The 17,599-nt window shown below is 58.5% G+C and carries 14 protein-coding genes and 1 tRNA gene; 14 read left to right on the top strand and 1 reads right to left on the bottom strand.

Annotation, left to right across the window (positions count from 1 at the left end; all coding sequences use genetic code 11):
- The first annotated feature begins 63 nt into the window (after nucleotides 1–63).
- Nucleotides 64–1,239 (top strand): elongation factor Tu, encoded by a 1,176-nt coding sequence (gene tuf / locus SJY10_RS15605; RefSeq protein WP_386684272.1) that lies wholly within the window; start codon nucleotides 64–66, stop codon nucleotides 1,237–1,239.
- Between the two features lie 206 nt (nucleotides 1,240–1,445).
- Here tuf and SJY10_RS15600 read toward each other — a convergent pair whose 3' ends face one another.
- Nucleotides 1,446–1,946 carry a ferritin-like domain-containing protein gene (locus SJY10_RS15600; RefSeq protein WP_386684298.1) on the bottom strand — a complete coding sequence of 167 codons (501 nt, stop codon included), beginning with the start codon at nucleotides 1,944–1,946 and terminating at the stop codon, nucleotides 1,446–1,448.
- A 167-nt stretch (nucleotides 1,947–2,113) separates the two neighbouring features.
- Here SJY10_RS15600 and SJY10_RS15595 point away from each other — a divergent pair.
- From SJY10_RS15595 to rpsG, 13 genes are all read left to right on the top strand, one after another.
- A tRNA-Trp gene (locus SJY10_RS15595) sits at nucleotides 2,114–2,189 on the top strand.
- A 35-nt stretch (nucleotides 2,190–2,224) separates the two neighbouring features.
- On the top strand, nucleotides 2,225–3,115 hold the full coding sequence (locus SJY10_RS15590; RefSeq protein WP_386684296.1) for a hypothetical protein: 891 nt from the start codon (nucleotides 2,225–2,227) through the stop codon (nucleotides 3,113–3,115).
- Nucleotides 3,116–3,186: 71 nt separating this feature from the next.
- Nucleotides 3,187–3,384, top strand: a complete 198-nt coding sequence (secE, locus tag SJY10_RS15585; protein WP_386684294.1) for a preprotein translocase subunit SecE — start codon at nucleotides 3,187–3,189, stop codon at nucleotides 3,382–3,384.
- Between the two features lie 210 nt (nucleotides 3,385–3,594).
- Nucleotides 3,595–4,128, top strand: coding sequence for a transcription termination/antitermination protein NusG (gene nusG, locus SJY10_RS15580; protein ID WP_386684292.1), 534 nt, complete (start codon nucleotides 3,595–3,597; stop codon nucleotides 4,126–4,128).
- A gap of 106 nt (nucleotides 4,129–4,234) precedes the next feature.
- Complete coding sequence (gene rplK, locus SJY10_RS15575) at nucleotides 4,235–4,660, top strand: 50S ribosomal protein L11 (RefSeq protein ID WP_386684290.1); 426 nt, start codon at nucleotides 4,235–4,237, stop codon at nucleotides 4,658–4,660.
- Entirely contained in the window at nucleotides 4,660–5,358 is a 699-nt protein-coding gene (rplA, locus tag SJY10_RS15570; RefSeq protein ID WP_386684288.1) for a 50S ribosomal protein L1, read from the top strand. Before rplK ends, rplA begins: the two co-directional genes overlap by 1 nt.
- Nucleotides 5,359–5,610: 252 nt before the next feature.
- Nucleotides 5,611–6,123, top strand: a complete 513-nt coding sequence (gene rplJ, locus SJY10_RS15565; protein ID WP_386684287.1) for a 50S ribosomal protein L10 — start codon at nucleotides 5,611–5,613, stop codon at nucleotides 6,121–6,123.
- Nucleotides 6,124–6,195: 72 nt separating this feature from the next.
- Nucleotides 6,196–6,570, top strand: a complete 375-nt coding sequence (rplL, locus tag SJY10_RS15560; protein ID WP_386684285.1) for a 50S ribosomal protein L7/L12 — start codon at nucleotides 6,196–6,198, stop codon at nucleotides 6,568–6,570.
- A gap of 292 nt (nucleotides 6,571–6,862) precedes the next feature.
- Nucleotides 6,863–11,002, top strand: a complete 4,140-nt coding sequence (rpoB, locus tag SJY10_RS15555) for a DNA-directed RNA polymerase subunit beta (protein ID WP_386684283.1) — start codon at nucleotides 6,863–6,865, stop codon at nucleotides 11,000–11,002.
- Between the two features lie 96 nt (nucleotides 11,003–11,098).
- Nucleotides 11,099–15,358: a DNA-directed RNA polymerase subunit beta' gene (rpoC, locus tag SJY10_RS15550; protein WP_386684281.1), complete on the top strand. Its 4,260-nt coding sequence runs from the start codon at nucleotides 11,099–11,101 to the stop codon at nucleotides 15,356–15,358.
- A 143-nt stretch (nucleotides 15,359–15,501) separates the two neighbouring features.
- Nucleotides 15,502–16,404: a DMT family transporter gene (locus SJY10_RS15545; RefSeq protein ID WP_386684279.1), complete on the top strand. Its 903-nt coding sequence runs from the start codon at nucleotides 15,502–15,504 to the stop codon at nucleotides 16,402–16,404.
- A gap of 286 nt (nucleotides 16,405–16,690) precedes the next feature.
- Complete coding sequence (rpsL, locus tag SJY10_RS15540; RefSeq protein WP_090191912.1) at nucleotides 16,691–17,062, top strand: 30S ribosomal protein S12; 372 nt, start codon at nucleotides 16,691–16,693, stop codon at nucleotides 17,060–17,062.
- 63 nt (nucleotides 17,063–17,125) lie between these two features.
- Nucleotides 17,126–17,596 (top strand): 30S ribosomal protein S7, encoded by a 471-nt coding sequence (rpsG, locus tag SJY10_RS15535; RefSeq protein ID WP_386684276.1) that lies wholly within the window; start codon nucleotides 17,126–17,128, stop codon nucleotides 17,594–17,596.
- The last annotated feature ends 3 nt before the right edge of the window (nucleotides 17,597–17,599 follow it).

Here is a 17,599-nt window from a genome sequence, read left to right as displayed (position 1 = left end):
TACATCGCCCGCGATGCTTCAAGCGGGGTCAGGACGGCCCCGCATTTATTAAGGGGGCCGATCATGGCTAAGGCAAAGTTCGAACGCAACAAACCGCACGTGAACATCGGGACCATCGGTCACGTTGACCACGGCAAGACGACGCTGACGGCGGCAATCACCAAGTACTTCGGCGACTTCCGCGCATACGACCAGATCGACGGCGCCCCCGAAGAGAAGGCCCGCGGCATCACCATCTCTACCGCGCACGTGGAATACGAGACCGAGACCCGTCACTACGCTCACGTTGACTGCCCCGGCCACGCCGACTACGTCAAGAACATGATCACCGGTGCTGCCCAGATGGACGGCGCGATCTTGGTTGTGAACGCTGCAGACGGCCCCATGCCGCAAACGCGCGAGCACATCCTGCTGGGCCGCCAGGTGGGTATCCCCTACATGGTCGTCTACATGAACAAGGTTGACCAGGTTGACGACGAAGAGCTGCTGGAGCTCGTCGAAATGGAAATCCGCGAGCTGCTGTCCTCTTACGAGTACCCCGGCGACGATATTCCGATCATCCGCGGTTCCGCACTGCACGCCATGAACGGCACCCAGCCTGAAATCGGCGAAGAGTCGATCAAGGCACTGATGGCTGCTGTTGACGAATACATCCCGACACCGGCACGTGCCGTCGATCTGCCGTTCCTGATGCCGATCGAGGACGTGTTCTCGATCTCTGGCCGCGGTACTGTTGTGACCGGCCGTATCGAGCGTGGCGTGATCAACGTTGGCGACAGCATTGAAATCGTCGGTATCCGCGACACCAAGACCACCACTTGCACGGGCGTCGAGATGTTCCGCAAGCTGCTGGACTCCGGTGAGGCTGGCGACAACGTCGGTATCCTGCTGCGCGGCATCGACCGTGACGGCGTTGAGCGTGGTCAGGTTTTGTGCAAGCCCAAGTCGGTTGCACCGCACACCAAGTTCGAGGCAGAGGCCTACATCCTGAACAAGGAAGAAGGCGGTCGTCACACACCGTTCTTCGCGAACTACCGTCCGCAGTTCTACTTCCGTACAACGGACGTGACCGGCACCGTGATCCTGCCCGAGGGCACGGAAATGGTCATGCCCGGCGACAACCTGAAGTTCAACGTCGAGCTGATCGCACCGATCGCAATGGAAGACGGTCTGCGCTTCGCCATCCGTGAAGGCGGCCGTACCGTCGGCGCTGGCGTCGTGTCCAAGATCCTCGAGTAAGCACGTCACGGCTTGGGCGCAGCCCAAACGTGACGGGTGGGACATGGCAGTGGCTTGCTTGCAAACCACGAGAATGTCCCACTCGGTCGATCATTGAAGACCAAGAAGGCCGCTTCCGAAAGGAGGCGGCCTTTTTTGCTTGGTGGGGGGCTAATAAAAAGGCCACCCCGAAGGGTGGCCTGATTGACCCGCAAATGTAATAGCTGTTAGGCGACAGCGTCTTTATTCACGCCGCCTTTTGTCGCGATCGCCGTCATGTGACGGTCGCCGTCGTAGGTCTGGTCTAGACACTTTTCCAAAACGGCCGCGTCGCCATCCAGACCAAGGCGGTTCGCAAAGGCAACCAATGTGCCGTAGCCAGCCAGGGCATAATGGACCATGCGTTGATACTGCGGAATGATCGCCGCGTCGCGCACGTCCAGATCGGAAATGTCATCTGACAAACCGTGCGCACGCGCCTCTTTCACAAGCCCTTCCATGCCTTTGCAATGCTCGGCGTTCGGCGCAATCCCATGGTCGGCGCATAGTTTTTCCAGCGCGGCGATGCCGTCGCTGATGCCGTTGCCGCCCGCAATCAGCGCTTCGCTCAGCTCTTTGTCGGTTGCGGCGCGACCCAACTCTGTCACCGCGGACAGGGACTGCGTGTTCGCGCTCCACAGGTCCTGCAACTGGTCGAGGTAGATATCTTTGAGGGTGTTCATCGCCATGATGTCTTCTCCTTTTATGATGTGCTTGCGGGTGCAACGGGCGGGGCAGGGGGAATGTTCCACTCTGACCTGATAGGGGTGACGGCGTTTTTCTGACGCTTTCGCACGATAGGGGCGCATGGCCTCTTGATCCTGATCCCGGTTCGGGCTAATCGGACAGCGGCCTTAGGGGTATAGCTCAGTTGGTAGAGCGACGGTCTCCAAAACCGTAGGCCCACGGTTCGAGCCCGTGTGCCCCTGCCAGTCCTCCGCCATCTTTCCCGTCGGGGGCGAAGCCAATGTCAGTCACATCATCAGCGCCAACTGTTGTGCTGCATCTTGGTGCGCACAAGACGGCGACGACACACCTGCAACATTCCCTGATCGCCCAACGCATCCCGCTGTGGCAGCGCGGCATTCGCACGATGATGCCGCCGCATTTGCGCGGGGGCGGGCAAAGCCTGGAAGCCTTGTTCGACCTGCCGATCAAACGCTCTGTGACCGGCCATGCCCCTGATCCGGCACAGGTGCGCGACAAGCTGGTTGGCCGGGCCAAACGCTTTGTCGTCAGCGAGGAAAACTTCCTTGGCGTGCTGCAAACCCGCCAGGGCCGCGTGCGCCTGCCGCTCTACCCGCGCGCGCGTGAACGGTTGGGCATGCTGATTCCGGTCCTCTCCCCCGAGCGGGGGGTGGATCTGTGCTTTGCGATCCGCGATCCCGCCGGATTTCTGAACTCGGCCTATGGGCAGGTTATGATGGCGGGGCATGTCATCGCATCGGACCAGTTTAAGAAGCAGCAACCGCTTGGGGCTGTGGACTGGGTCGATGTCATCACACGCCTGCGCGCAACTCCCGGTGTCAACCGTCTGACGATCTGGTGCTACGAGGATTACCTTTCTGTCTTCGACCAAATCTGCCACCGCATGCTGGGTGGTTGCGATCTTCCCGTCGCGCCATTGCCGCAGGCCATTCATGGCGGCTTGTCCCGCACGGCTGTTGCGCGGGTTCTGGGCGCGGAACCGGGACGCAAGGTTGATCCGGTCGAGGCGCGCCAGACCTGGCCTGTCGGCCCGGACCATCCGCCCTTTAACGCATTCACTGCCGAAGAGCTTGCCTTGTCGCGCGAATTCTATACTGCGCAGGTTGATCAAATCTTGGCTATGGCTGGCGTCGATCTGTTGCGGCCATAAGGTCGCGATGGCAGGGTTGAAATGCCGCGCCAAACCCCGTATCTGCGCACAGTCAATCGAAGGACGCTGTCATGGCAACGAATCCCGTCAAGTTCATCAACGAGACCCGCGCAGAAATCGCAAAGGTCGTCTGGCCGACCCGCCGCGAGGTGGTTTTGACCACTGTCATGGTGTTTATCATGGCCGCGCTGATGGCGACATTCTTCAGCATCGTCGATCTGGTGATCCGTCAAGGTCTGCAATTCATTCTGACCTACTTCGGTAGCTAACGGCCGAGACCGCGGCGACAAACTGCCTATGCCCCCTTGAATTCGGGTGGCTTCGGCGGTAATAGCCCACAACTTACCCGGATGGCGTGCGGCGAATCGTGTTGCACGCCAAAATTTATTGTCCGGACAGGCGGCGCAAGCGGCTGACAAAATTGGAATTTATGCGGCTTGCCCCTTGGGTGTTGACCGTCGTTGCGAGGTGCGAGGAACATGGCGAAACGTTGGTATTCGGTTAGCGTTCTGTCGAACTTCGAAAAAAAGATCGCAGAGACTATCCGTCAGAAGGTTGCAGAGCAGGGCCTTGAAGATCAAATCGATGAGGTTCTGGTTCCGACCGAAGAAGTCATCGAAATTCGCCGGAACAAGAAGGTGACGACAGAGCGTCGCTTTATGCCCGGTTACGTGCTGGTGCACATGGAGCTGTCGGATGAAGGTTACCACCTGATCAACTCGATCAACCGCGTCACCGGATTCCTGGGCCCGCAAGGCCGCCCGAGCCCGATGCGCGATGCTGAAGTGCAGGCCATCCTTGGCCGCGTGCAAGAGGGCGAAGAAAGCCCGCGTACGCTGATCCACTTCGAGATCGGTGAAAAGGTCAAGGTCAACGACGGTCCGTTCGAGGACTTCGATGGTCTGGTCGAGGAAGTCGATGATGAAAACCAGCGCCTTAAGGTGACGGTTTCGATTTTTGGCCGGGCAACCCCGGTCGAACTGGAATTCACGCAGGTCTCTAAGCAGGGCTGACGTGTTTCGGACGTGGGAGCGGTTTCGCGAACCACGGCAAACTGGCCCCGCCTAGGGGCTACTTGTAGGGCGGATCTGATCCGCCGCTGAATGAAGGAGAGGCCTCATGGCCAAGAAAGTAGTAGGCCAGCTGAAGTTGCAGGTTCCGGCCGGCAACGCAAAGCCAAGCCCGCCCGTCGGCCCAGCACTGGGTCAGCGCGGCATCAACATCATGGAATTCTGCAAGGCGTTCAACGCCAAGACTGCAGACATGGAAAAAGACGCACCTTGCCCGACCGTAATCACGTATTACGCCGACAAGTCGTTCTCGATGGAAATCAAGACGCCGCCCGCGTCCTATTACATCAAGAAAGCTGCAAAGCTGTCTTCTGGTTCCAAGCTTCCGGGCCGCACGACTGCCGGTTCGATCTCTGCCAAGCAGGTGCGTGAAATCGCCGAAGCAAAGATGAAAGATCTGAATGCGACGTCCGTCGAGGGCGCCATGCTGATCATCGCGGGCTCTGCCCGGTCCATGGGCATCGAGGTGAAGTAATGGCAAAGCTGGGTAAACGTACGGTAGCCGCACGGGCTGCATTCGAAGGCAAAGCAAACGTCAAGGTCGCTGAGGCCGTGTCGCTGGTGAAAGCCGCTGCAACTGCAAAGTTCGACGAAACAGTCGAAATCGCAATGGTTCTGGGTGTTGACCCCCGCCACGCTGACCAGATGGTCCGCGGCACGGTCACGCTGCCACACGGCACCGGTAAGACTGTTCGCGTTGCTGTGTTCGCGCGTGGCGACAAAGCTGACGAAGCCAAAGCGGCCGGTGCAGACATCGTCGGTGCAGAAGACCTGATGGAAACCATTCAGGGCGGCACGATCGACTTTGATTGGTGCATCGCGACTCCTGACATGATGGGCGTCGTTGGCCGTCTGGGCAAGATCCTAGGCCCGCGCAACCTGATGCCAAACCCTCGCGTCGGCACAGTGACGCCTGATGTCGCGACTGCCGTCAAGGACGCCAAAGGCGGCCAGGTCCAGTTCCGCGCTGAAAAAGCCGGCGTTGTTCACGCTGGTATCGGCAAGGCTTCCTTTAGCCAAGAGCAGCTGGAGGAGAACCTGAAGGCATTTGTAGACGCTGTGCAAAAAGCACGTCCCGCCGGCGCAAAGGGCACATACATGAAGAAGGTCAACCTGACCTCGACCATGGGCCCGGGCGTGTCTGTCGACGTCGCTTCTGCCAGCGGCAACTAATCGCATTTGGCGCAGCCTTTCGGGGGTGCGCCATTTCACAGCGGCAAACGATCGCCGCTGTGCTGTCCGAGACGGAGGGTACAGGCAATCGCCTGTCATAATTCCTTCCTGAGATGGGAAACGAGAACAAGATTTCCGGGGTTTAGACCTCGGGCGATATTGGCCTCGGGACCCTGAAACGGACCCGAACGCTCCCTGAAGTCCGGGGGCAAAATTGAGCCGGGGGGAAACCCCCAAACTTGGAGTAAAACTGTGGATAGAGCACAAAAAGAGAAGCTGGTCGAAGAACTCGGCCAGATCTTTGAAAGCTCTGGCGTCGTAGTGGTTGCCCACTACGAGGGTATGACAGTTGCCGAAATGCAGGATCTGCGCGCTTCCATGCGTGAAGCAGGCGGTTCCGTGCGCGTTGCCAAGAACAAGCTCGCCAAGATCGCCCTTGAAGGTAAACCCAGCGCTTCTATTGCTGAATACCTGACGGGCATGACGGTCCTTGCCTATTCCGAAGACCCTGTCGCTGCGGCGAAAGTGGTTGATGCATATGCCAAGAAGAACGAGAAGCTCGTTATTCTGGGTGGTGCAATGGGTGAGACCGCTCTGGATCCAGCCGGTGTGAAAGCCGTTGCCGGGATGCCAAGCCGCGAGGAGCTTATCGCTTCCATCGCGGGTTGCATCGGGGCACCTGCAAGCAACATCGCCGGGGCCATTGGCGCGCCTGCTTCGAACATCGCGAGCATTCTTTCGACCATCGAAGAGAAAGCTGCATAAAGCAACTCGACTGCCTTGGGGCTTGAATGCCCTGACGTTGGAACACAATTAAGCAAACGGAAAGCATATAAAATGGCTGATCTGAAAAAACTGGCTGAAGAGATCGTTGGTCTGACCCTTCTCGAAGCACAAGAACTGAAAACCATCCTGAAGGATGAGTACGGCATCGAGCCCGCTGCTGGCGGCGCTGTGATGATGGCAGGCCCTGCTGGCGACGCCGGCGCAGCTGCTGAAGAAAAGACCGAGTTCGACGTCGTCCTGAAGGATGCCGGCGCTCAGAAGATCAACGTGATCAAAGAAGTTCGCGGCATCACCGGTCTTGGCCTGAAAGAAGCCAAGGATCTGGTCGAAGCTGGCGGCAAGGTCAAAGAAGGCGCTTCCAAAGCAGAAGCCGACGAGATCAAAGCAAAGCTGGAAGCAGCTGGCGCAACGGTCGAGCTGGCCTAAGCCTCTCGCGGGCCAAATCTTCTGCGAAGATTTGGAGTTCCGATTTTTCGACGAAAAATCGACCTCACCCGCACTACAAAAAATGGCTGGATCTGCGAATGTCGCAGGTCCAGCCGCACCTGTCTTAAAGGTTGGCTGATCATTCAGCCCCCCTTTTGGGTAGGTGGCTCCGTCGGGAGGCCTTTGGTGGGACAAGGGTCACGTATGGACGGCACGCCCCCAGTCATAAGCAGACCATGCTGCAGCCCGGGCAGCGTGATGTGCGACAGACAGATATAAGGTGACATTAGATATGGCTTCTTCTTTCCTCGGCCAGAAACGCCTGCGCAAGTACTACGGCAAAATTCGTGAAGTCCTGGAGATGCCGAACCTGATTGAGGTTCAGAAATCGTCCTATGACCTGTTTCTGCGCTCTGGCGACAGCCCGACCCCGCTGGACGGCGAAGGTATTATGGGCGTGTTCCAGTCGGTTTTCCCGATCAAGGATTTCAACGAAACCGCCGTTCTGGAATTCGTGAAGTACGAACTGGAAAAGCCCAAGTACGACGTAGAAGAGTGCCAGCAGCGCGATATGACCTACAGCGCCCCGCTGAAGGTCACGCTGCGCCTGATCGTGTTCGATGTAGACGAAGATACCGGTGCCAAGTCCGTCAAGGACATCAAGGAGCAGGACGTTTTCATGGGCGATATGCCTTTGATGACGCAAAACGGTACGTTCATTGTGAACGGCACAGAGCGCGTGATCGTGTCCCAGATGCACCGTTCCCCCGGTGTGTTCTTTGATCACGACAAGGGTAAGACCCACAGCTCCGGTAAGCTGCTGTTTGCTTGCCGTATCATTCCATACCGCGGTTCCTGGCTGGATTTCGAATTCGACGCCAAGGATCTGGTATTCTGCCGCATCGACCGTCGTCGTAAGCTGCCTGTCACGACCCTGCTGTATTCGTTGGGTCTGGACCAGGAATCCATCATGGATGCCTATTACAACACCGTCGAATTCAAGCTGGACGCCAAGGCAAACGCCTGGACGACAAAGTTCTTCCCGGAACGCGTTCGTGGCACCCGTCCGACCTATGACCTGATCGACGCCGCGACTGGCGAAGTGATTGCCAAGGCTGGCGAAAAGGTCACGCCGCGTTCGGTCAAGAAACTGATTGACGAAGGCAATGTCACCGAGCTGCTGGTTCCCTACAACCACATCGTCGGCAAGTTTGTTGCACGGGACATCATCGACGAAGACACCGGCGCGATCTTTGTCGAAGCTGGCGACGAGCTGACCCTCGAGATGGACAAGTCCGGCGACGTCATCGGCGGTACACTGAAGGATCTGATCGACGCAGGCGTCACCACGATCCCGGTTCTGGATATCGATAACATCAACGTCGGCGCCTACATGCGCAACACGATGGCGGCTGATAAGAACATGAACCGCGAAACCGCGCTCATGGATATTTACCGCGTCATGCGCCCGGGCGAGCCGCCAACCGTCGATGCGGCCTCTGCGCTGTTCGACACGTTGTTCTTTGACGCCGACCGCTACGATCTGTCTGCTGTGGGCCGCGTCAAGATGAACATGCGTCTTGATCTGGATGCAGAAGACACGCAGCGCACCCTGCGCCGCGAAGACATCATCGCCTGCATCAAGGCGCTGGTCGAACTGCGCGACGGCAAAGGCGATATCGACGACATCGACCACCTCGGCAACCGCCGCGTGCGGTCTGTCGGCGAGCTGATGGAAAACCAGTACCGGGTTGGCCTGCTGCGCATGGAGCGCGCGATCAAGGAGCGTATGTCCAGCGTCGAAATCGACACGGTCATGCCGCAGGATCTGATCAACGCAAAGCCTGCTGCCGCTGCAGTGCGCGAATTCTTCGGCTCGTCTCAGCTGTCGCAGTTCATGGACCAAACAAACCCGCTGTCGGAAGTCACGCACAAGCGTCGTCTGTCCGCACTGGGACCGGGCGGTCTGACCCGCGAACGTGCCGGCTTTGAAGTCCGCGACGTTCACCCGACCCACTATGGCCGGATGTGTCCGATTGAAACGCCGGAAGGCCCGAACATTGGTCTGATCAACTCGCTGGCAACCTTTGCCCGTGTGAACAAATACGGCTTTATCGAAACACCCTATCGCAAAGTCGTCGATGGTAAGGTGACGGACGACGTATCCTACATGTCCGCCACCGAAGAAATGCGTCACACCGTGGCGCAGGCCAACGCGAACCTGACCGAAGCTGGCGGTTTCGAAAACGAACTGGTCTCGACCCGCAAGAACGGCGATTACACGCTGTCCCCGCGTGAAAACGTGGACCTGATCGACGTGTCGCCAAAGCAGCTGGTCTCGGTCGCGGCATCGCTGATTCCGTTCCTGGAAAACGACGACGCTAACCGCGCTTTGATGGGATCGAACATGCAGCGTCAGGCTGTGCCGCTGCTTCAAGCAGAAGCACCGCTGGTCGGCACGGGCATCGAAGAAGTCGTCGCTCGCGATTCCGGCGCTGCAATCATGGCAAAGCGCGCAGGCATCATCGACCAGGTCGATGCGCAGCGTATCGTCGTGCGTGCTACGTCCGATCTGGAGTTGGGCGATGCGGGCGTCGACATTTACCGCATGCGCAAGTTCCAGCGTTCGAACCAGAACACCTGCATCAACCAGCGTCCGCTGGTGAAGGTGGGCGATACGGTTCTGAAGGGCGAAGTTATTGCCGACGGGCCATCCACCGATATGGGTGAACTGGCGCTGGGTAAGAACGTCGTCGTCGCCTTCATGCCGTGGAATGGCTACAACTACGAAGACTCGATCCTGATCTCGGAGCGGATTACCCGTGACGACGTCTTCACATCGATCCACATCGATGAATTCGAAGTCGCGGCCCGTGATACGAAGCTTGGGCCAGAGGAAATCACCCGCGATATTCCGAACGTCGGCGAGGAAGCACTGCGCAACCTTGACGAAGCAGGTATCGTATACATCGGTGCGGAGGTCGGGCCAGCAGACATTCTGGTGGGCAAGATTACGCCAAAGGGCGAAAGCCCGATGACGCCCGAAGAAAAGCTGCTGCGCGCGATCTTTGGCGAAAAAGCCTCTGATGTGCGTGACACATCCCTGCGTCTGCCGCCGGGTGACTTTGGTACGGTCGTCGAAGTGCGCGTGTTCAACCGCCACGGTGTGGAAAAGGACGAACGCGCCCTGCAGATCGAGCGCGAAGAGGTCGAGCGCCTGTCGCGTGACCGTGACGACGAGATGGCGATCCTTGATCGCAACATCTATGCCCGTCTGTGGTCGATGATCGAAGGTAAAGTCGCAGTGAAGGGCCCTCGCGGCTTCAAGGCGAACACCGTGATCACAGGAGAGTCGGTGTCCGAACTGTCCCGCGGTCAGTGGTGGCAGCTGGCACTAAAGGACGAAGCCGACGCGCAGATCGTTGAAGCCTTGAACGAGCAGTACGAGATCCAGAAAAAGACGATGGATGCGCGCTTCGAAGACAAGGTCGAAAAGGTCCGCCGTGGCGACGATCTGCCGCCGGGTGTGATGAAGATGGTCAAGGTCTTCGTCGCGGTGAAGCGCAAGCTGCAGCCGGGCGACAAAATGGCCGGCCGTCACGGCAACAAGGGTGTGATTTCGAAAGTGGTCCCGATGGAGGACATGCCGTTCCTTGCGGATGGTACCCCTGTCGACTTCTGTCTGAACCCGCTGGGCGTGCCGTCGCGCATGAATGTCGGTCAGATCCTTGAAACCCATATGGGTTGGGCCGCACGCGGTCTGGGTCTGCAGATCGACGAGGCGCTGGGTGCCTATCGCCGTTCCGGCGATCTGACTCCGGTCCGTGAAGCGCTGCGCATCGTCTACGGCGACGAAGTTTACGATGAAGGCATCGAAGGCATGGACGACTCCGAGATGCTGGAAATCGCAGGCAACGTGACCCGCGGCGTGCCGATCGCAACACCGGTCTTCGACGGTGCAAAAGAGGCTGACGTGAACGACTCGCTGACGCGGGCCGGTTTCGACACCTCTGGCCAGTCGGTCCTGTTCGACGGTCGTACCGGCGAGCAGTTCAGCCGCAAGGTGACGGTGGGTGTGAAATACCTGCTGAAGCTGCACCACCTTGTCGACGACAAGATCCACGCCCGTTCCACGGGACCGTACTCACTTGTCACGCAGCAGCCGCTGGGTGGTAAAGCGCAGTTCGGTGGTCAGCGCTTCGGTGAGATGGAGGTTTGGGCACTTGAAGCTTACGGTGCTGCCTACACCCTGCAGGAAATGCTGACTGTGAAATCGGACGACGTGGCTGGCCGGACCAAGGTCTATGAGAGCATCGTCAAAGGCGAGGACAACTTCGAAGCCGGCGTGCCGGAATCGTTCAACGTTCTGGTCAAAGAAGTCCGGGGCCTCGGCCTCAACATGGAACTCCTGGATGCGGAGGACGGCGAGTAAGAATTTTCTTTTCGAAAATTCTTGCGGCAGGAAAGGTCTCTATGACGAAGGCTTTTCCTGTCGGCCCCCACTGCACCCCAATTCAAGGAATTGAAGATGAACCAGGAACTGACAAACAATCCGTTTAACCCGGTTGCCCCGGTCAAAACGTTTGACGAAATCAAGGTATCGCTGGCATCGCCAGAGCGGATCCTGTCGTGGTCCTTTGGCGAGATTAAAAAGCCAGAGACCATCAACTACCGTACGTTCAAGCCAGAGCGGGACGGTCTGTTCTGCGCGCGTATCTTTGGCCCGATCAAAGATTACGAATGCCTGTGCGGCAAATACAAGCGCATGAAATATCGCGGCGTTGTCTGCGAAAAGTGCGGTGTTGAAGTCACGCTGCAGAAGGTCCGCCGCGAGCGGATGGGCCACATCGAGCTGGCTGCGCCTGTCGCGCACATCTGGTTCCTGAAGTCGCTGCCAAGCCGCATCGGTCTGATGCTGGACATGACTCTGCGCGACCTGGAACGCATTCTGTACTTTGAAAACTACGTTGTGATCGAACCCGGTCTGACTGACCTTACCTATGGTCAGCTGATGACCGAGGAAGAATTCAACGACGCACAGGACGCCTACGGCGCCGATGCATTCCAGGCGAACATTGGTGCAGAAGCCATCCGCGAGATGCTGGCCCAGATTGATCTGGACGCCGAAGCAGAGCAGCTGCGCGCTGATCTGAAAGAGGCAACTGGCGAGCTGAAGCCCAAGAAGATCATCAAGCGTCTGAAGATCGTCGAAAACTTCATCGAATCCGGCAACCGTCCTGAATGGATGGTTCTGACCGTCATTCCGGTCATCCCGCCAGAACTGCGCCCGCTGGTGCCGCTGGATGGTGGCCGTTTTGCGACCTCCGACCTGAACGATCTGTATCGCCGCGTGATCAACCGGAACAACCGTCTGAAGCGTCTGATCGAATTGCGCGCACCTGACATCATTGTCCGCAACGAAAAGCGGATGCTGCAGGAATCTGTCGATGCCTTGTTCGACAACGGCCGCCGTGGCCGCGTCATCACTGGTGCCAACAAGCGCCCGCTGAAGTCGCTGTCCGACATGCTGAAAGGTAAGCAGGGCCGCTTCCGTCAGAACCTTTTGGGTAAGCGCGTCGACTTTTCTGGTCGTTCGGTCATCGTGACCGGCCCGGAATTGAAGCTGCACCAGTGCGGTCTGCCAAAGAAGATGGCGCTCGAACTGTTCAAGCCGTTCATTTACTCGCGTCTGGAAGCCAAGGGTCTGTCTTCGACCGTGAAGCAGGCGAAAAAGCTGGTGGAAAAGGAACGTCCCGAGGTTTGGGATATTCTGGATGAGGTCATCCGCGAACACCCCGTCATGCTGAACCGTGCGCCCACGCTGCACCGTCTTGGTATTCAGGCGTTCGAACCGGTCCTGATCGAAGGCAAGGCAATTCAGCTGCACCCGCTGGTCTGTTCCGCGTTCAACGCTGACTTTGACGGCGACCAGATGGCTGTCCACGTGCCCCTTTCGCTGGAAGCCCAGCTCGAAGCACGCGTTCTGATGATGTCCACGAACAACGTGCTGTCGCCTGCCAACGGCGCGCCGATCATTGTTCCATCTCAGGACATGATCTTGGGTCTGTACTACACCACGATCCAGCGCGACGGGATGAAGGGTGAAGGCATGTCCTTCTCGAACATCGAAGAAGTCGAACACGCTCTGACCTCTGGTGAAGTACACCTGCACGCCAAAATTCAGGCGCGCATGAGCCAGATCGATGACGAAGGCAACGAAATCACCGTTCGCTTTGAAACGACTCCGGGCCGTCTGCGGCTGGGTGCGCTTCTGCCACTGAACGCAAAGGCACCGTTCAGCCTAGTCAACCGTCTGCTGCGCAAGAAAGAAGTGCAGCAGGTCATCGACACCGTGTATCGTTACTGCGGCCAGAAAGAATCCGTCATCTTCTGTGACCAGATCATGACCATGGGTTTCCGCGAAGCGTTCAAGGCCGGCATCTCCTTTGGTAAGGACGACATGGTCGTTCCCGATACAAAGTGGCCGCTGGTCGAAGAAACGCGCGATCTGGTGAAGGACTTTGAACAGCAGTACATGGACGGCCTGATTACGCAGGGCGAAAAGTACAACAAGGTCGTCGATGCCTGGTCGAAGTGTAACGACAAGGTTACCGACGCCATGATGTCCACCATCTCCAAGGCGGGCGTAGACGCGAACGGCGCTGAAAACGAGCCGAACTCGGTCTACATGATGGCCCACTCCGGTGCGCGTGGTTCTGTTACCCAGATGAAGCAGCTGGGCGGTATGCGTGGTCTGATGGCCAAGCCGTCGGGCGAGATCATCGAGACGCCGATCATCTCGAACTTCAAGGAAGGTCTGACCGTTCTTGAATACTTCAACTCCACCCACGGTGCCCGTAAGGGTCTGTCGGATACGGCGTTGAAGACGGCGAACTCGGGTTATCTGACACGACGTCTGGTGGACGTTGCGCAGGACTGCATCATTCGCGAAATCGACTGCGGCACCGACCGTGCCATCACGGCAGAAGCAGCCGTAAACGACGGCGAAGTTGTATCGTCGCTGGCAGAACGTGTTCTGGGCCGTGTGTCCGCGGATGACGTGCTTAAGCCCGGCACCGACGAAGTGATCGTCGAAGCCGGCGAGCTGATCGACGAGCGCAAGGCCGACATGATCGACATGGCCGGTGTTGCGAAAATGCGCATCCGGTCGCCACTGACCTGCGAGGCCGAAGACGGCGTTTGCGCCACCTGCTACGGCCGCGACCTGGCGCGCGGTACCCGCGTGAACATCGGCGAAGCTGTCGGCATCATTGCCGCGCAGTCCATCGGTGAACCCGGCACCCAGCTGACGATGCGGACGTTCCACATCGGCGGTGTGGCCCAGGGTGGTCAGCAGTCGTTCCTGGAAGCCAGCCAGCCCGGCAAGGTGGAATTCCGCAATGCATCGTTGCTGGATAACACCGCAGGCGAACATGTCGTCATGGGCCGGAACATGGTTCTGGCGATTGTCGACGGCAATGGCGTCGAACGTGCTAACCACAAGGTCGGTTACGGCTCCAAGGTCTTTGTCAAAGAAGGTCAGGACGTCCACCGCGGCGACAAGCTGTTTGAATGGGATCCATTCACACTGCCGATCATCGCCGAAAAAGGTGGTAAGGTGCGTTATGTCGACCTGATCAACGGTATCGCCATGCGCGAAGAAACCGATGATGCGACAGGTATGACCCAGCGTATTGTGTCCGACTGGCGCGCAGCCCCCAAGGGCAACGAGCTGGCACCAAAGATCATCATCGCAGGCCCCGACGGGGAACCCGCGCTGAAGGATGACGGCAACCCCGTATCCTATGCCATGTCTGTTGACGCTGTTCTGTCCGTAGAAGACGGCGAAGACATTCAGGCCGGTGACGTTGTTGCGCGTATTCCGCGTGAAGGTGCCAAAACCAAGGACATCACCGGTGGTCTGCCGCGTGTGGCCGAACTCTTCGAGGCACGTCGCCCGAAGGATCACGCCATCATCGCGGAAATCGACGGCTACGTCCGCTTTGGCAAGGACTACAAAAACAAGCGTCGCATCGCGATCGAAGCGGCGGACGACTCTGAAACCCGCGTCGAATACATGGTGCCGAAAGGCAAGCACATCCCCGTGGCCGAAGGCGACTTCGTCCAGAAGGGTGACTACATCATGGACGGCAACCCGGCTCCGCACGATATTCTTGCGGTCATGGGTGTCGAGGCGCTGGCTGACTACATGATCGACGAGGTGCAGGATGTTTACCGCCTGCAGGGTGTGAAGATTAACGATAAGCACATCGAAGTCATCGTGCGTCAGATGCTGCAGAAGTGGGAAATTCAGGACAGCGGTGATACCGTTCTTCTGAAGGGTGAAACCGTGGACAAGGCCGAGTTTGACGAAGCCAATGCCAAGGTTCTGGCCCGCGGCGACCGTCCGGCAACGGGCGAACCGATCCTGCTGGGTATCACCAAGGCGTCGCTGCAAACCCGCAGCTTCATCTCTGCTGCATCCTTCCAGGAAACCACGCGCGTGCTGACCGAAGCTTCGGTTCAGGGCAAGCGGGACAAGCTGGTCGGTCTGAAAGAGAACGTCATCGTGGGTCGTCTGATCCCGGCTGGCACCGGCGGTGCCACCAGCCGGATCCGCGGCATTGCATCCTCGCGTGACAACGTCGTCATCGAAACGCGCCGTGAAGAAGCAGAAGAGGCCGCACGTCTGGCAGCCCCGACGCCCGCACCGGCAAGCGATGATGTGGTTGGCGGTGATGCATTCGATACCGTGATCGTCGACACGCCGGAAAGCCGCGACGAGTAAGACTGGCCACTGGTCACACACGAAAGGCCCCCGCTGGATGCGGGGGCCTTTTTCGTTTGGTCGCCCGAATCCGTTACATGAAAAAGCGCATTGTTTGCACGCAGGCTCTGGCGCGGGGCAGGGGGCGCTGCTACGCCGTTGCCATGGCACAGATTTCAGACAACATGCGCGGCGCGGCCCTGATGACGGGCGCAATGGTCACATTTACCATCAACGATGCCTTTACCAAGGCCTTGGGGGATGCGCTGCCGCTCTCTCAGTTATTGTGCCTGCGCGGTCTGGGCGTGACGATCTGCCTGATTATCATGGCCCGCGTCTTGGGGCAGTTGCAATTCAACCTGCCGCGTCGTGACTGGATCATCATGTTGCTGCGCACCGCCGGGGAAATCGGCGGGGCCTACTTCTTTATATCCGCCCTGTTCCACATGCCGATCGCCAACGTCAGCGCGATCATGCAGGTCTTGCCGCTTAGCGTCAGCCTAGCCGGAGCCCTGTTCATGGGCGAGGCGCTGGGGTGGCGGCGTTTGCTGGCCATTCTTGTCGGATTTGGCGGCGTTATGCTGATTGTCCGGCCGGGCGGGGCGGATTTTAACATCTTCTCCCTTTACGCCTTGGGTGCAGTCGCATGTGTCACCCTGCGTGATCTGATCGTGCGAAAGCTATCGCGGTCCGTGCCGTCCCTGATGGTGTCCCTCGTCGCTGCCATCGGCATCACAGCCTTTGCCGGCTTTGTGTCAATTTGGGATGACTGGCAGCCCCTGAGCGGGAGAGAGGCGTTCAATCTGGCGGGGGCCACCGTCTTTGTCATCTTCGGCTACATCTTTTCCGTCGCCGCCATGCGCGTCGGAGAGATCGGCTTCGTCGCCCCGTTCCGCTACGCCAGCCTGCTGACCGCCATCATCCTCGGGGTCGTGGCCTTTGGCGAGTTTCCCAACACCCTGACACTGATCGGGGCGGGAATCGTTGTGGCCACAGGTGTCTTTACCCTGCTCAGAGAACAGCGGATCAGCCTCAAACGGCGCGTTGTCCCTGACCGGATCCGCTAGAAAACACATAGGCTTGCGGTGGCCGTGCCCATGTGTTGACACCCTACCTTCAAGAGCCTATACGGCCCCTCATCCGGGTAGGGCGAAGTCCGTCCAAATCCGAATCCAAAGTTGAAGTGGTCAAGAACCGGGCAACTATCGCCTTGTTCCTCTGTTACCCACCGCACCGAACCTCCGGTAAGGGTTCGACTGCGGATTTTTTGTGCTGTTCCAATCGGAGTTGCACGCGTCATCAATCCGCGGCCCCCGGTGGTCGCCACACAAGAAAGATGGGGACAAAAGCCCAATGCCAACGATCCAGCAGCTGATCCGCAAGCCGCGTCAGCCTAAAGTAGTCCGTTCGAAATCGATGCACCTTGAAGGCTGCCCGCAAAAGCGCGGCGTCTGCACACGCGTCTACACCACCACGCCAAAGAAGCCGAACTCGGCTATGCGTAAGGTTGCCAAGGTCCGTTTGACCAATGGCTTCGAAGTCATCTCCTACATCGGCGGCGAAAGCCACAACCTTCAGGAACACTCTGTCGTCCTGATCCGTGGCGGCCGTGTAAAAGACCTTCCCGGTGTCCGTTACCACATCCTGCGCGGTGTTCTGGATACCCAAGGCGTTAAAGACCGTAAGCAGCGTCGCTCCAAGTATGGCGCGAAGCGGCCGAAGTAAGAAACTCGGCCGACCCGGCACGATGCCGGGATTTCGCCCGCAACTTGATAAGAGGAAAAAGACATGTCACGTCGTCACGCCGCTGAAAAACGCCAGGTCCTGCCGGACGCAAAGTTCGGTGATACCGTTCTGACCAAATTTATGAACAACCTGATGATCGACGGCAAAAAAGCCGTTGCTGAACGGATTGTTTACAACGCATTCGACCGCGTCGAAGGCAAGCTGAAGAAGTCCCCCGTGGAAGTGTTCCACGAGTGCCTTGAGAACATCAAGCCGTCCGTCGAAGTGCGCTCGCGCCGCGTCGGTGGTGCGACCTACCAGGTTCCCGTCGAAGTCCGCCCGGAGCGCCGCGAAGCACTGGCAATCCGTTGGTTGATCGCTGCTGCGAAAAAGCGCAACGAAAACACAATGGAAGAGCGTCTTGCCGGCGAACTGCTGGATGCGGTCAACAACCGCGGCACAGCCGTCAAAAAGCGCGAAGACACCCACAAAATGGCCGACGCGAACAAAGCGTTCAGCCACTACCGCTGGTAAGCA

Origin of the sequence: Loktanella sp. R86503 (assembly GCF_042466455.1) — a bacterium.
Classification (GTDB): domain Bacteria; phylum Pseudomonadota; class Alphaproteobacteria; order Rhodobacterales; family Rhodobacteraceae; genus Loktanella.
The sequence above is the reverse complement of the archived record's forward strand: the minus strand, read 5'-3'. Positions and strand labels throughout refer to the sequence as shown.